A 16836-nucleotide genomic window follows, 5' to 3' on the forward strand; every position below is an offset into this window, starting at 1 on the left:
GTGTTTTTTCCATTAAAACGGCAAACAATAAACGAGCGTATTTAATACATTCATGAATTGTAAAAATTCTCGTCTTATTTTAATCCTAACCAGCTTATTTTTAGCTTGCTCAGCATTAGCCAGTAATATATCTAAAATAGACGCGACCTTTGGCAAAGGAACCGTTCGCACAATTACGGAGGATGACAACGGCCTTCTCTGGATAGTTTTGAACACCAGTCTTTTTTATTACGACGGCTACAAACTAACAAAGCTAGAAAATGCAACGCTTGATAAGCTCAGTATTATCGGCGCAAAATACCAACCAGGTGGTTACTTGTGGCTAAATTCTGGCGAGGGAGTTAAACGTTACAACATTCATAACGGCGAAGTCGATTCTGTCACTGTTAACAAGAAGCTTTATCTCATGCCGCTACTTATCGATGATAAAGGTCATGTTTGGTATGAAATAGAGAAAGATAAAGTATTCAGAATTACTCCCGCTCTGACTATCGAATCGGTTGATGTGACGTTACCGACACATTGCGATCTTATGAATATCGCGGCAATGGCCACGGCAGATAACGGAGATTTAATTTTCGCTTATTGCAATGGATTTCTACGGTACGACTATCAAAAAAATGAATTCTTACCATTTATCCCCTCAAAAGTATTAGCGAAAAATGACACTCGAATAAGAGAGTTCTCACAACTAAACAATAAGATTTACGCAATTTCACTCAATTACTTGTATCGTTATGATCAAACCTCTAATCAACTAGAAACTCTCGACTGTGGTATATCGAATGCAGAGCCTAAGTTCAGTCAAATTCAAGTATTGTCAGATAACAAAATAGCTTTAGGTTCTCGAGATGGTCTTTATCTTTGCAATTTAAAAACAAAGAGCAGTATTTATTTAGAAAAATCCGCTAGCGAAATATATCACGACCATATATCTAGCTTTTATCGCTCGGCCAATAACACTCTCTGGATTGGAACGCGTGGAGGATTAAGCCAGTATAACTTTAATGAGCCTTCTTATTATCATTTGTCTGAATTTAAGGGCAACAAAGGAAAGGTCTCAAAAGTAACCGAGATTGAAGAGATCAACGAAGAACTGTGGCTAGGAACCAATGCAGGCATATTAATTTATGACTTGAATTTTAATTTACTTAAGCATATAAACGAAGAAAGTGAGGGTCTCTGGATAAAATCTGAAAACGGCCAAGAACATCGGCAGCCTCCTCTAACAGGAGAGGTGTTTACTATGACACCGCTGTCATCGGGTGTTATGCTTTTAACATCGGGTGGACGAATCAACGCAGTTAACATTGCAGATAAATCCATCATCAATATAGCTAATGAATTCAGCCCTGAGTTGAGCGCTTTAGAGAAAATTACTTTCGTTGAAGAAACAAAGCAGAATATTTGGTTCAGTAGCTACGAACAACTATTCCGATTCAACAAAGCATCTAAATCGCTAACAACCTATTCAGAAGAAACTCATCCCCATTTAAAAAATCTGCTATCAGACACTCTTTACTGGGATAAAAAAAATTCACTCTACATTGGAACTCGCCAAGACCTTATTAAGTTTGATGAAAGAACAAATACATTTACTAAGGAGGGTTTAAACAAACCGGTTTTTTTAATAGAAAGTGACCATAATGAGGGTCTTTTTATTGCGAGCGACCAACTTTATCGATATACGAAGGAGAAAAAATTGATTCCGATAACGTTGGCAGGAAAATCCTTTAGTAGTGGCTTACTAGCCAGCACCGAAAAAACACTATGGGCTGGCAATATCCAAACGCTGGTCGCTGCAGATAATAAGAAAAACGAATTAATAAAGGTATTTCCTAAATTAAAGACCGCCGGCTTTTTGTATAACGCTATGCGCCATGGCAAGTCTGGTAGAATTTATGTTGGTGCTAATGACGGTTTGTTTTGGTTTAAGAACTTTCAGCCAGAGCCAAGTTCATATCGCCCATCTTTGATAGTAAAAGACTTCAAGTTTGACTTAGGCTTTTCTACGCTGAAAAAAGACTTCCTCTTAGGCCCCTCCTCTCCAAAGAAAGAAATTATTATACCGGCAGAAGAGCAAGGTCTATCTTTTGTTGTTTCTGCTCTTGATTATCAAGCCTCTCAACTTATTGATTATAAATATCGACTGGTTGGTTTGAGTGATCAGTGGATTCAGCTTGACTCCAAAGAAAGATTCATACGGCTTATGAACTTATCACCAGGAGAATACAAACTACAAATCCAATCTACCAACAATGATAGCGTGTGGGTCGACAACTTGCTCGAAGTTGATATTATAAAAGAGCCTTTCTTCTGGCAAACTACGAGTTTTAGAATATCCATGCTAATCGTCGTCATACTTTTCATTATGGCGATTATCCACTGGCAAACAAGAAGAGCACGTTTAAGGGCTTATCAACTCGAGCAAGAAGTCAATTCACGTACTGCCGAGTTAGTTACTGAAAAAGAAAAAGTCAGCCATCTACTCGCTGTAAAGGAAGAGTTTATTGCTAATGTAACACATGAATTCAAAACTCCTTTAACACTTATTTTAGGTCCTACAGAAGACCTGTTAAGTCAAGATAAAAATAATCGACAAGTGAATATGATTCAAAGAAACACATCTCGATTATTGAGATTGGTTGAACACTTGCTCGAATTTTCAAAGCCCGATGATTCCGAAACACCCAAAGTAGACGATGTTAATCACTTTTCACGTTTAGTATTAGAGCCTTTTGAAACGGTGTGCCGTAAAAAAAACCTCTCTTTCAGTTATGAACTCGATGATCAAAAGATTTTGGCACATGCAGGACCAGATTCTTTAGAAAAGATGATTACCAACCTAGTATCCAATGCAATTAAATATAATAAGGATCAAGGGAGTATCTTGGTAAAAACCTCTTTCAAAGAGCAGTTCTGGGTTTTGCAAGTTATTGACTCGGGAATTGGCATTGAAGCAAAAAACCAAGACACTATATTTGAACGCTTTAGTCGATTAGCACATGAACAATTTGAAAGAATCTCTGGTGCCGGAATTGGCTTATCATTAGTAAAAGCGCTAGTCGAAAAATATCACGGCACAATTGATGTTACGAGTGAGTTTGGCAGAGGAAGTACATTTACCGTAAAGTTACCTGCAGAAATACAGACACAAATGAGCTCACCATCACCGATTAATAGTGAACTCATCGCACTCGAAATGGAAGGGTTGGAAGATATACGTGTTGATGTCGCTCCGACGGAAATTAACGCAACCTATCAAGTTCTCATTGTGGAAGACAATCTTGATATGTGCCAACACATTGCGAACTCATTAGGTAACGATTACGAATGCCACTTTGCGCACAATGGTCGACAGGGAATTGAAAAAGCCAATGACATGATTCCAGATTTAATCATCTCAGACATTATGATGCCAGAAATGGATGGGTTAGAGTTTTGCGAAAAAATTAAGACAGCAAATAACACCAGTCATATTCCAATCGTGATGTTAACGGCGTTAAACTCTAGTGATATAAGAGTTAAAAGCTATGAAAATTTAGCCGATGACTTCTTAACAAAACCCTTTAATAAAAACGAACTACTTGCTCGAGTAAAAAGTCTTCTCGATATTCGAAAGTTACTTCAGGCGAGATTAAGCAATCAGATTTACTTCCCAACGCTAGTCGAAAAAAGCACGCAAGAACAGCCTAAGGAAATACCTAAGTCGGACAAAGAGCTTAACTTCATCAATCAAGTAGAGAAAGTGATAGAGCAACACTATGCCAATGAAGACTTTAGTGCTAAAGATCTTTATTCAAGTGTCGCTATGAGCGAACGCCAATTACAACGCAAATTGAAAGCGATTGCCGGTGTTACTCCAGCCGAGTTCATTCGTGCATACCGATTAAAGCGATCGACATTACTATTGAAGAAAGGAATGCCTGTTAATCAAGTGTCAGAAGCCGTTGGCTTTTCGTCACCAACTTACTTCACAAACTGCTTCAAAGCACAGTACAGCATTAAACCGTCTGAGTTTCGAGATAACCATATGCATTAAGAATATGACTATCAAACAGCTATCTTTAAACAACTTTACAAAAGAAAACGTTACTTTACGCCCCGTTAGATACTCTATACTGACAGGGTTTCAACAATTTTCTTATTAAAAGATACTGAAAACCCTCATTTTTTTTAAATCAACGAATGGGGTTCCTATGAAAAATTCAAAGATGTTTTTAGCAGTAACAGGCTCGTTAATCTTAACCGCTTGTGGAGGCTCCAGCTCTACTGAAAACGACACTAACAATGACACTTCCATAGTCGAAGATCTATCCATTAGCTTTTCAAAGACACCTGACTCAGAAACCAATGCACAACATGCCAGTTTTGAATTTTCAGCAACCGATGCTCAAAGTTATGAGTGCCGCTTGAATGCTATGGATTTTTCCGAGTGCGAGTCGGCGATCTTTCTTGCAGATATTGGTCTGGGAGAGCACTCGTTTGAAGTAAGAGCAGTTGGTAGTTCAGGCAATTTTGGCGAGACTTCAAAGTATCAATGGACCATAAACAGCTTGTTTGATGCCGATAATTCAGACTTAGTTGCGACAAATGTGTCACCCGATCCTGTGGCACCGAATAGCTGGCGAGGCATTATTCGCATTAACTGCGACTTTGCCCACAGTAGCTATAACGATCCCATTGTTTTCCCAGGTTTAGAAAATGCAGCCCATTTGCATCGTTTTTATGGCAACACCGAAGTTGATCACAACACAACCATGGAAACACTCTACACTACCGGAGAGTCGAGCTGTCAGGGCAACTTATTAAACCTATCCTCTTACTGGGTTCCTGCATTATTGGCACCACTTTATGATCCCGTAACAGGTGACCGAGAACTCGATACAAATGGAGATCCTGCGTGGCAAGTTGTACCAGCCGTGGTTGGCAATGATGATGAAGCGCACGAGGTTTTTTATTACTCCGCAGGAGTTGATGACCTGGATTCCATTCAACCAGTTCCTGCTGGTTTGAGAATGATTGCAGGCGATCACTCAACCATGCCGGGAGAAGAACAAAATACATCAATTGTTCGCTGGCATTGCCAAACCTGGGAGTCGGACGATGCATCTAATCCGCAATTTAGTGCAACGATTCCGGAGTGTGAAGCACCCGATCGCGTTCGCATGGATATATTCTTTCCCAGTTGTTGGAATGGTGTCGATTTGGACTCAGAAGATCACAAAAGTCATATGGCTTACCCCGTTGAAGATGCAAACACCGGAAAAATGGTCTGTCCAGAAACACATCCAGTGCCTATCGCGCGCCCAAGTTATCATTACGCCTTTGGTGTTAAACCAGAAGTCTATGATCCCACCACTCACACATCAAAGGGATGGCGATTAGCCGCCGATATGTATCAGGTAACCGATGATACGCCTGGCGGCCTCTCACTTCACGGTGACTGGTTTAATGGTTGGCACCCAGAAATTATGCAGCTCATTGTCGATTTTTGTATCAAACAGCAATTTGACTGCCATGATGGCAACTTAGGTAACGGTTATCGACTCTCAGGAACTCGAGAGGGTTCACAAACTGAGCCAGAAATCGTTAACCAAGGTATGGGTTATTAGAAAGGAGTATCAAGATGAAGCGCTTAATCATTCTTTTAATTTCTATTGTTCTGGTTTCAGGCTGTGTTATTCATCCAAAAAACTCAAAACATCATGGTAAAACAGTGAAGCGACTGCCTTCACTTGAAGTCGAGCACAAGGATAAAGCGATTATCATCGTCCATGTTGCTCCAGCGAAAACCAGGGGTTGTAGAAAACATAACAATCACTGGCATTGTCGAAAGTAAATATCGGTTTCTTTCGTTTTATAAAGTAACCCGTTGTCGATATTCGACTCTACCTTTTGCCATAAAGCGGTGTTCTTAATCGCTTTATGGCAAAGAGCCAGAGCATCTCAATTATAACATTATATTAAAATTATAATGATTGAAAACATCATTATGAAAACTCAATTCATTAATAAAGTTCAAATTCTTGATTCGACAATTTTCTTTTCATATAAGTTTAATATCTCTAAAAGAAAATAAGTCGTTCTCGAGTTTTGGGACGTGTTAATCAGTCCTCCCATCCGTAGCAGCTCGTTCACTCTAATCCCAAAAACCACAATAAAAGGGTGACCCTATGTTGAAGCAGGTTTCAATAAAAAAATGTAATCGTTATATTTTTTGTTTTTTATTTCTGATTTTATCTCCTATTCTTCATGCTTCCTCTTATGAGGTAAGCTTTAAAAGTGTTCATAACCGTTACTTTGTTAATGAAGGAAATGGTGGTTCCGATAAAACAGTGAATGCCAACCGAAGTGCCATTGGCAATTGGGAAAAAATGTTTCTCATTCCAAGACATGATGGCTGTATTCGCAATGGCTCTCGAGTATCCGTTCGCTCGGGGAATCAGTTTTATTGGCGCAGTCCTGGTGATGGTCGACTTCATGTCGATCGAACTTCGGTGGGCATTAACGAAGTTTTTACATTGATTAACCATTCTCATCCCGGTCGATGCATTACAAATAATGACTGGATTTCCTTACGGAGCGCACAAAATAAATTTGTTGTCGCGGAGAGCGACGGCAACGCAAATGCCAATCGCGGTCGTATAGGAAGTTGGGAAAAGATACGCTTAAAAATACACAAAGCCCCCGTTTTATCTCCAGCACCAGACTCAGGAGCTGAATCTCGTAAAGCCGAGTTTCGAGAAATCATTGCCAACAACATGTTTGTTCAAGCAGTTAATGGCGATGATGTTCCAATGTCTGTACTTGAAAATAAAATTGAGTTATTGCTCACTCGAGAAACCGGTGATTTTCGTTTAGCAGAACTGGTTCGTTTATTGTATTTATCAGGTGATAAATACGACGATGTTTTGCTGCCTGTCTTGCGCGAGCTTGATTACTGGCTTGTGCGTGACGAGGAGCTTTACGCCCGCTGGTCAGAAAACCATATGATTTTATGGATATCATCAGCTTATCTAATGCGCCAGCGTGAAGGTTGGGCAATGCGAGAGGATTTAAATCAACGGCTCAATCATTTTCTTGACTTAAAGTTACAGTATGGATTTTACGAGTTCTTCTCGAGCACCTATCATCCTTTCACTTTAGGAGCCTTACTCAATTTAGCCGACTTCGCTGAAGATCCATTAATAAAAGCAAAAGCAACTGCTGCTGCAAAGCGGATGATGAAAGAATTACTATTAGTATTTAATGATCGTGGTGCCTTTTATCCTGCAGCGGGTCGTAATTATCCAAGTCGTTATATTTCTTCGAGAGAGTACCCATTATTTTGGATCATTACAGGGAAAGGTAATGTACCTAACGGCACCGATTATGTTGGCGGGTATTTAGCAACCAGTGACATAAATCTCGATGATGTTGCAGCGACCTACAAAAGTCGAGTTAACATAACTCTACGACAAGGTCATAATCAAAATCAAAAAACCGATGTTCACTATGGATTATCACGACTAGAAAGAACCATTTTTCAATGGAGTTCTGGGGCTTATTTTCATCCGGATACCGCAAGTGATACCGCTTATACCGTCGACTACTATAACTTTGAAGATCGAAAGGAATTTAAAGACCTAGCACGAGTTGCGTTTTTGCCCGATAGTTGGATGAATAATATTTCTCAAATTGGTGCGGCTTTTTCTCGTGGTTCCAATCTATCAAAAGCGACCATCGATATTTTCAAAAATAAAAATATCGTTCTTACTTCTCTTGATAATTATTATCCTGGCTACAAAGGTTATCAGCAGTGGCCATGGGCAGCGACCATTGAGGACGTAGCGGTGTTCGCGCAAACAGGCGATGTTGCTCCCAACTTTGATAAAAAAAGTGGCAGTCAAATAAGTCAAAACAGTCACTTCCCCAAAGTACAACAATCCGGTAATGTTGCTCTAATAACTTACTTTCCATTGTTTGAAATAAGAAATGGTACCGGTGATAAAGGAGTCAATCTTTTTTGGCCTACTGAACGTTTTGATGAGCATCAAGAAATTTACGGTCACCGTAATGGAAACTGGTTAGTGGCAAGAAAAAATAATAGCTATATCGCTGTGTTAAGAGCCGGAACTGGCATACGCTCTGACGGACATCCCAGAAACTGGGGAGATAAAGGACGACAAATGTGGGCGGTCGTCGTTGGCAATAAAGAAATGTATGGCAGTTACCAAGCATTTAAAAATAAAATATCACAAGCGAATATCAGCGAGTCTTTCCGCTGGGACTGGCGCAGATTCCGTATGGTTTATCGCACGAGAATCGATGTCGACGGTAAGTCAATTGGTAATACCTGGTAATACGCATTCATTTAACTAGCTAGCTAGAGTGGCAGAGGTGCTTCACTAAAGCATCTTTGCCATTCAAACTAAATGGAAACGTTAAAACAAAGGAAAGTTTTTCAAATCGTCCCCTATAAATTTCCGAGACTCATGAATAGTATCAAAATCAGTACTTTAACTCAGTGATGAATGATTGTTTGAATGATCAAATAAAAAACTGAGTAATTACGACTAAACTATTAACTATTCTCAAATGATCAAGGTGAGCTCTCATTCACAGGAGAATCAATGGAACATGCCATTCTCATTAGTTTAGCCGCAATCGTTGTCGTCGGTATTCTTTGTCAATGGCTAGCCTGGATAACAAAACTTCCTGCGATTTTATATCTACTTTTCGCCGGAATAATCATGGGACCGGTCACGGGATTTGTCGATGCCGATGCACTGGTCGGAACTTCTTTGTTTCCGATGGTTTCGCTGGCGGTCGGTGTCATTTTATTTGAAGGAGCTTTAAGTTTAAAATTCAGTGAGCTCAAAGATGCCGGAAAAGTAGTTTGGCGACTATTGATTATTGGTACTCTAGTGACAGGAACGGTGGGTACCTGGGCCGCTCACACGTTTCTCGATTTTCCTTTAAAATTGGCGATGTTATTTGGCGCAATTATCGTTGTTAGTGGTCCGACCGTTATTGTCCCCATTCTCAGAACAGTTCGCCCCATAGAAAGAGTCGCCAATATTTTACGCTGGGAAGGAATAACAATTGATCCACTTGGAGCACTCGTTGCTGTCCTGGTGTTTAATTATTTTATTGCTGAAGAAGCTGCCACGGGTTTTATTAATGCTCTGGAAAGTTTTTTATTACTCGTTGGTGCCGGCGTCGCGGCTGGCTTTGTTGGTGCACAAATATTAACGCAAATACTATTGCGCCGCTGGTTGCCCGACTATCTTTATAATGTTGGAACTCTTGCCTTTGTGATTGGTATTTTCGCTTCCGCTGAGTGGATCCAGAAAGAATCGGGACTGCTGGCTGTCACATTAATGGGGTTAATTCTGGCAAATAAAAAGCAGCTCGACTTAAATTCGATCATCGATTTCAAAGAAAGTTTAAGTCTGCTATTAATATCGATTCTATTCATTGTTCTGGCATCACGCATTGATTTGAGCGCTTACTCCGAAATGGGCGTGGGCGCATTAATGATTTTATTGATCGTCATGGTCATTCCACGCCCCATTGCTGTGTTTTTCAGTTCTTTGGGGACAAAAATGACCTGGCAGGAAATCGCCATTATTTCCTGGATTGCTCCAAGAGGGATTGTTGCCGCAGCCGTTTCTGCTCTATTTTCGATTCGATTAGCTGATTTAGGCTGGCAACATGTCGAATTGCTCGTTCCACTGACGTTTTTAATTATTATGGGCACGGTGATCATTCAAAGCCTAACGGCTCGTCCGTTTGCCAAGTTACTCAAAGTCGCTCATCCCGAAGCGATTGGCATACTCATTGTTGGTGCGAACACTGTTGCCCGGGCAATAGGCAAAGCTTTACAAGATAATGGCTTTGAAGTCACCCTTAGCTCAACCAGCTGGCGAGACGCGCAGAAAGCTCGAATGAGCGGACTTGATACCTACTTCGGAAATGTCAACTCAGAGCATGCAGACCGGTATCTCGATCTGGTAGGAAAAGGGCATTTATTAGCACTTACAATTCGCACTAACTACAACGCCTTGTCATGCCAACGTTTTAAGTACGAATTTGGCAGCAGCAATGTGTATGAACTGGCCGATGAAAAAGACATGGATGACAAAGACAAACACCGAGTATCGAACCGTCACCGCGGCGCCATCCTATTTAAAGAAGAGGCAACTTTCGCTCAGCTCTATCAAATTCTGGCAGACAATGGAGAAATTCGTTCGACCAATATCAGTAAAGAATTTTCATTCGATGACTACATGACTCACCATGAAGGAAAAGCAATTCCTCTGTTTGCTATAAGTCCACGAGGTCACTTGCATATTTTTAGTCCCCAGGTTGAGTACGACGTTAAGCCTGGCAGTCGCATTATTAGTTTAATGAACAGTAAGGAGCCAGAGTAGCCCGTCAGAAGCCCAAACCCGACAGTGTCAAATCAACGTTTATCAACTCAAAATGCAAATCTCAGTACAGCTTCTATACTACACATGTACTAAAAAGAAGCATGGGAGACGTCTCTGAAGCAACAATCCTTTATTCTAATAAAAGCGATTACTATCTTCGTTATGCTACTTAGCGTTACGGAGATATTTGCATTATCTCCCGAACAAAAAAGCTATCTACAATCGTTGGGCTCCATTCGTTTGTGTACAGCGCCCGAGTCACCTCCTCTCGATGCCATTGTCGATGGTGAACATACAGGGATGAATGCCGAGTACTTTAAAATATTCAAGTCAAAACTCCCCATTCCGGTGGAGTTGGTTTTATCAACGACCTGGAATGAATCATTGGTGATGATTCAGAACAACCAATGCGACATTATCTCTCTGGTAGCAGAAACTCCGCAAAGGAGAGAGTATTTATACTTTACGGATACCTATGTGCAAATACCTTTTGTCATCGTAACGACTCAGGAAAAGTTCTTTATTTCCAAAATTTCATTACTCAAAGATAAACCGCTTGGTGTAATAAAAGGGTATGCCTACGTTGACTTATTACGTAACCGCTATCCCGAAATTAATTTGGTAGAAGTGGAGAGTCGCACTCAGGGACTTGAATATGTTAGCTCAGGAAAGCTCTATGGCTTTTTTAGTGGATTGCACTTGGCAGGATATGGAATTCAAGAAGGCGGATATACTAATTTAAAAATTAATGGACAATTTGATGAGCTTTCAACGATCAATTTAGGGATAGGTGTTCACCATAGTAAAAAGCCACTAGTCGCTATATTTAACCAACTCATAAGCGAAGTAACTCCGGAGCAAACAAAACGTATTGATAACTCTTGGCGTCGAGTACAGTTTGATATCTCTGAAAGTTACCGACACATCACATTTATCATTATTGTTTGCTTAATTTTACTGATCGGCTTTGCGGTTATTTACCTTCAAGCACGCAAGCATAACAAAATACTCGAAGAAAAAGAGAAAGAACAGTGGCATCAAGCTCACTTTGACTTTCTCACAAATTTGCCTAACCGTCGCCTTTTGGTAGAGCGACTGGAACAAACACTAAAAAGCCATCAAAGAAACCAAAAGCAATTTGCTGTTATTCTAATTGACCTGGATGGATTTAAAGAAGTCAATGACTCTCTTGGACACGAAAATGGTGATAAACTGCTCGTTGAAGCCTCAAAAAGGCTGAAACAAAGCCTTCGCCAAAGTGACACTATCGCACGAATAGGTGGTGATGAATTTGTTGCATTGTTAACACATATAAAAGAAGATTTTTTAATTGGTTCCGTATTGCAAAAAATATTGCTCGCTTTTCAGGAGCCATTTATTGTCGAAAAAAATCCAGTTTATGTTTCAACCAGTATTGGCGTTACTATTTATCCGCAAGATCTAAAAGAAGGTGAAAACGAATTAACCTTATTAAAGAATGCCGATCAAGCCATGTACGCTGCAAAAAAAACAGGTAAAAACAACTTTCATTTCTTCACTCAAAGTATGCATGAAGAGGCTTTGTATCGACTGGATATTTTAACCGATTTAAGGACCGCTATAAAAAAGGATGAGTTTGAAGTTTTTTATCAACCCATTATCGAATTACCAGCCAATACAGTGACTAAAGCTGAAGCTTTGATTCGCTGGCGTTCACCAAAGCGCGGATTGGTTCCACCCGATAAATTTATTCCAACACTTGAAGAGTCAAGACTGATCAATCAAGTTGGCGACTGGGTATTTGAAACAGCATCCAGTTATTTAGAAGAAAATTCTAACAACTCTTTTAGAATAAGTATCAATGTGTCTCCGGTACAACTAAAAACACAAACACTAAAACACTGGCGAGAACGAATCAAAGCATCGCCAAAACTTGAAGGTAAATTAGTTCTAGAAATTACTGAATCTCTTTTACTGGAGGCAGAAACGGCCAAAGATTTAAAAAAAATGCGCGATGCTGGATTTAAAATTGCGGTCGATGATTTTGGTGTTGGTTATTCCTCTTTATCTTACTTGAGAAATTTTCCTATTGACTACCTCAAAATAGATCGATCTTTTATTAACGATTTAACGCCTAATAGTAATGAGTATTATCTTTGCCAAGCGATTGTTGCTATGGCGCATCAATTAAATATAGAGGTTATCGCAGAAGGAGTTGAGACATTGGAACAGCAGAATCTATTAAAATCATTAAATTGCAATTTCATTCAGGGCTACTTACATGCCAAGCCAATGCCCGTTGACGAGTTTAATGCCTTTATCAAGAATCAAGGTTAGTCACCTGTACAACTGGACAAACCAGTAATGCATTGTCAACAAAAAAGCCACAGAATAACTTTTTCTTTGCTCTCTAATAAATCAGACAACCTGTTTTCTTGAACACATAAACCGCTCCATACCGGCTTATGACTTTTAAGACTAAAAATTGTTGAAAAATAACCAACCAAAAAACTGGTTTTAGCCGGCAGAAAACGTTATCGTTGCCCCAAAATACACTGAGCTGAGACTTGAAAAAGTCATACTCAACATACTGACAAAATACTTTACGAGGTCATATGCTTTTTAAAGATAAACTCGACACTGCAAACCCGCTACGCCAGCGGATTAGAGACTTTTATCGAATCGACGAAAGTCAGGCCGTTGATTTGATTTTGCCACATGCCGAAGTCAACATGCGAGCGCGAAGTAGAGCATGGGAACGAGCCCGTAAAATGGTCTTACAAATTCGGAGAGAGCAAGAAGGACATGGTGGAGTTGATGCTTTATTAAACGAGTACTCACTTTCAACAGAGGAAGGTGTTGTACTCATGTGCCTTGCCGAAGCACTTCTTCGAGTTCCCGATAAAGAGACTCAAGATGAATTGATTCGAGACAAACTGTCAAAAGGTCAATGGACACCCCATTTAGGGAACAGCGACTCTCTTTTTGTGAATGCATCTTCTTGGGGTCTGTTGTTTACCGGGAATATGGTCCAGTACGCCGACAAGCGAAAAAGAGAACACTTTGGTCTGTTAAAAAAGACCTTAGGTCGACTGGGTGAACCCGTCATTCGTCGAGCCATGAACATTGCGATGAAAGTTATGGGTCGACAATTTGTCATGGGCGAGAATATTGAAGACGCGGTTGAGCGAGCGCAAGAAAAAGAAAAGAAAGGTTACGTTTACTCCTACGATATGCTGGGTGAAGGAGCACGCACCGCTAAAGATGCCGAGCGTTACTATCAATCGTATCAAGATGCGATCGAAGTTATTGGAGAAGCCGCCAAAGGTCGAGGTCCAAGAAAAAGCCCCGGCATTTCAGTAAAGCTGTCTGCCATTCATCCGCGCTATGAATTTTTAAAACGCGAGCGCGTCATGAATGAAATTCCCCCGAAACTCAAAGCTCTTTGCATGCTCGCAAAACAATACAACATTGGTTTAACCGTCGATGCAGAAGAATCTGAAAGGTTAGACATTTCGCTCGACATTATTGAAGCGGTATTCACCGATGATGACTTGGGTGATTGGACTGGCTTTGGACTAGCCGTTCAGGCTTATCAAAAACGTTCGCTTTACGTGATCGATTGGCTAAAAGAGTTAACCGATAAAACAGGCCGAAAAATGATGGTTCGTCTGGTAAAAGGCGCTTACTGGGATACCGAAATTAAAAACACCCAAATGGCCGGACTTGATGGCTTTCCGGTATTCACTCGCAAATCCTCAACCGACGTTTGTTATCACGCTTGCGCGAATCGTCTTTTGGATTATCGCAGCACAATTTACCCGCAGTTTGCAACTCACAATGCTTATACTGCATCGGTCATTCTTGAACTGGCTGGCGACGATAAAGAAGGTTTTGAATTCCAATGTTTGCATGGAATGGGAGACACTTTATATGACCAAGTTGTTTCTGAAGATAAAATACAGTGCCGTGTTTATGCACCAGTTGGAATTCACGAAGACTTACTTGCTTATCTTGTTCGACGACTGCTTGAAAACGGCGCTAACTCTTCTTTTGTTAATGCCATTGTCGATGATCGAAAACCAGTTGAAGAACTGCTGGGCGATCCCGTCGAAAAAACTCAGCGGCTTAAAGTAAAGTTCAATTCTGCAATTTTAAAACCGATTGAGTTATACGGAGAAGAAAGAGATAACTCGAAAGGTTTGGATCTTACTGATATACCAACGATTAACGAATTGAAATTTATTTGCGACCGCTGGCTGAAAGAAAATCAATACACCAAAGAGTCTCTACCACCAAATACGGAACCTGTGTTAAACCCAGCCAATCATAACGAAGTCATTGGTTATCACATATATGATACAACTGAGCAAATGGAAAAGAAGCTCGATCTGGCGCATCAGGCATTTAACTCTTGGTCGTCCGTTCCAGTAAAAGAGCGAGCAGATTTGCTACGTCATGTTGGCGATATTTTAGAACGGCATATGGGTGAGCTTATCGCTCTATGTATTAAAGAAGCAGGAAAAGTTACTCAAGATGGTATTGATGAAGTTCGTGAAGCGGTTGATTTTTGTCGCTACTACGCAGCCCGTGCAGAAGAGTTAGCGGAAGATGATCGTCTCGAACCTCGAGGAGTCGTCTTATGTATCAGCCCCTGGAATTTTCCATTAGCCATTTTCTTGGGACAAATCGCAGCAGCACTGGCTACGGGAAATACCGTCGTTGCGAAGCCAGCCGAACAAACCAGCTTAATTGCCAGACGCACCATTGAATTAATGCACTCTGTTGGTATTCCTGAAAATGCATTACAAATTGTGGTTGCGCCGGGAGCGGCTGTCGGCAAGGCATTGCTACCCGACGAGCGAATTCGGGCAGTCATGTTTACCGGCTCCACTCAGACCGGAACTTTAATTTCACAAATATTAGCCGCTCGCGGTGGAGAACAAGTTCCACTGATTGCAGAAACTGGCGGTCAAAACTGCATGATTGTCGACTCAACGGCATTACCCGAACAAGTTGTCGACGATATTATTTCTTCCGGCTTTCAAAGTGCTGGCCAACGCTGCTCTGCACTAAGAGTTCTCTACTTACAAGAAGACATTGCCGACACAGTAATCGAAATGTTAACCGGGGCAATGCGCGAACTCACCGTGGGAGACCCAGCAATGCTTGATACAGACATTGGCCCAGTTATCGATTCTAAAGCCATGTCTCGTTTAAACGAACACAAAAGTTACATGGAAGAAAATGGCAAGCTGTTATTCAAATGTAAAGTTAATGACGGAGAAGATTTAGGAACCTTCTTTGTTCCACATTTGTATGAAATTGATAACATCAATGTATTAAAAGAAGAAGTGTTTGGTCCTTGCGTTCATGTTATTCGCTACAAGTCGAAAAACATCGAGAATATCATTCACGAAATTAATAGTACCGGATTTGGTTTAACTATGGGCATTCATTCTCGCATCGAAGAACGCGCTAATGAATTAGCTCGATTATCGCGTGCAGGAAATGTTTACATTAACCGAAATATGATTGGCGCTATTGTTGGCGTGCAACCATTTGGTGGTCGGGGCTTATCAGGAACAGGACCAAAAGCTGGCGGTCCGCACTATCTTCCTCGCCTCCTTAAAGAAAAAGCCACACCAAAAGAAATCATTAATGAAGCGATATTTGAAGATAAAGCATTGGCTAGTGATGAAGCCGCACAAAAAGAAGCCGACGCACTAATGAAAAATTCATTGAGTGTTGAGTCGACTTGGCGTTTGACCAATTTGAATGACCGCATTTCGGCCGCAAGACAATTGCTGGCAAAAATAGCAACGGTTGAAATTGTTGACGAATTAGCAGACGACTTAAATAGAACTCTGGCAAATGCACGAGATCAATTGATTAACATTGAAAAGAAACTGAAAAAGCCAATGCAACTTCCAGGGCCGACGGGAGAAAGTAACCTGCTATACATGGAGCCCAGGGGAATTCTGGTTTGTTTCGCAGATAAAGATGTTACTTTCGAATATTGGGCATTGTCGATCGTTAATGCATTAGCAACAGGAAATACGGTTGTCTCTGTTGTTTCAGATTTGTTCTACGAAGAAGCTCTCGCATTTCGTGACAAGTTTATTTCAACGGGAGCTCCTGAACATGTCTTACAAGTGGCGCGTTTGAAACACTTAGATGCATTGCTGGTTAATGAACATCTGGCAGGGGTAGTCGTTGATAGTAATAGTGATCGCAGTGCTTATTTTGCTCGAAAGCTATCCGACCGAACAGGAGCTATATTACCGGTTATAACAGCAGAGTACGCTGATAACCTGATTCATCGTTTACTGACAGAAAAAACAGTCAGTATCGATACAACAGCTTCGGGTGGAAACACATCGCTCATGACCATGGTTGAAGATGAAGAATAAAATTAGTTTTATTCACTCATAAAAAA

General features: G+C 40.7%; 7 protein-coding genes. All 7 read left to right on the top strand.

Annotation, left to right across the window (positions count from 1 at the left end; all coding sequences use genetic code 11):
• Positions 1-52 precede the first annotated feature (52 nt).
• The 7 genes from FAX86_RS02845 to putA all read left to right on the top strand — a co-directional run bounded on the left by FAX86_RS02845 (position 53) and on the right by putA (position 16810).
• Positions 53-4042, top strand: a complete 3990-nt coding sequence (locus tag FAX86_RS02845; protein ID WP_144391820.1) for a hybrid sensor histidine kinase/response regulator transcription factor — start codon at positions 53-55, stop codon at positions 4040-4042.
• Between the two features lie 157 nt (positions 4043-4199).
• Positions 4200-5615 (top strand): DUF1996 domain-containing protein, encoded by a 1416-nt coding sequence (locus FAX86_RS02850; RefSeq protein ID WP_144391821.1) that lies wholly within the window; start codon positions 4200-4202, stop codon positions 5613-5615.
• A 14-nt stretch (positions 5616-5629) separates the two neighbouring features.
• Positions 5630-5842 (top strand): hypothetical protein, encoded by a 213-nt coding sequence (locus tag FAX86_RS02855; RefSeq protein WP_144391822.1) that lies wholly within the window; start codon positions 5630-5632, stop codon positions 5840-5842.
• 334 nt (positions 5843-6176) lie between these two features.
• On the top strand, positions 6177-8345 hold the full coding sequence (locus tag FAX86_RS02860) for a fascin domain-containing protein (RefSeq protein ID WP_144391823.1): 2169 nt from the start codon (positions 6177-6179) through the stop codon (positions 8343-8345).
• A 270-nt stretch (positions 8346-8615) separates the two neighbouring features.
• Positions 8616-10418 carry a cation:proton antiporter gene (locus FAX86_RS02865; RefSeq protein WP_144391824.1) on the top strand — a complete coding sequence of 601 codons (1803 nt, stop codon included), beginning with the start codon at positions 8616-8618 and terminating at the stop codon, positions 10416-10418.
• Positions 10419-10580: 162 nt separating this feature from the next.
• The gene (locus tag FAX86_RS02870; protein WP_144391825.1) at positions 10581-12734 is read left to right on the top strand and encodes an EAL domain-containing protein; all 2154 of its coding nucleotides are present in this window, start codon (positions 10581-10583) and stop codon (positions 12732-12734) included.
• A 278-nt stretch (positions 12735-13012) separates the two neighbouring features.
• Positions 13013-16810 (top strand): bifunctional proline dehydrogenase/L-glutamate gamma-semialdehyde dehydrogenase PutA, encoded by a 3798-nt coding sequence (gene putA, locus FAX86_RS02875; RefSeq protein WP_144391826.1) that lies wholly within the window; start codon positions 13013-13015, stop codon positions 16808-16810.
• Positions 16811-16836 lie beyond the last annotated feature (26 nt).

Source organism: Pleionea sediminis (assembly GCF_007570825.1).
Lineage (GTDB): Bacteria > Pseudomonadota > Gammaproteobacteria > Enterobacterales > Kangiellaceae > Pleionea > Pleionea sediminis.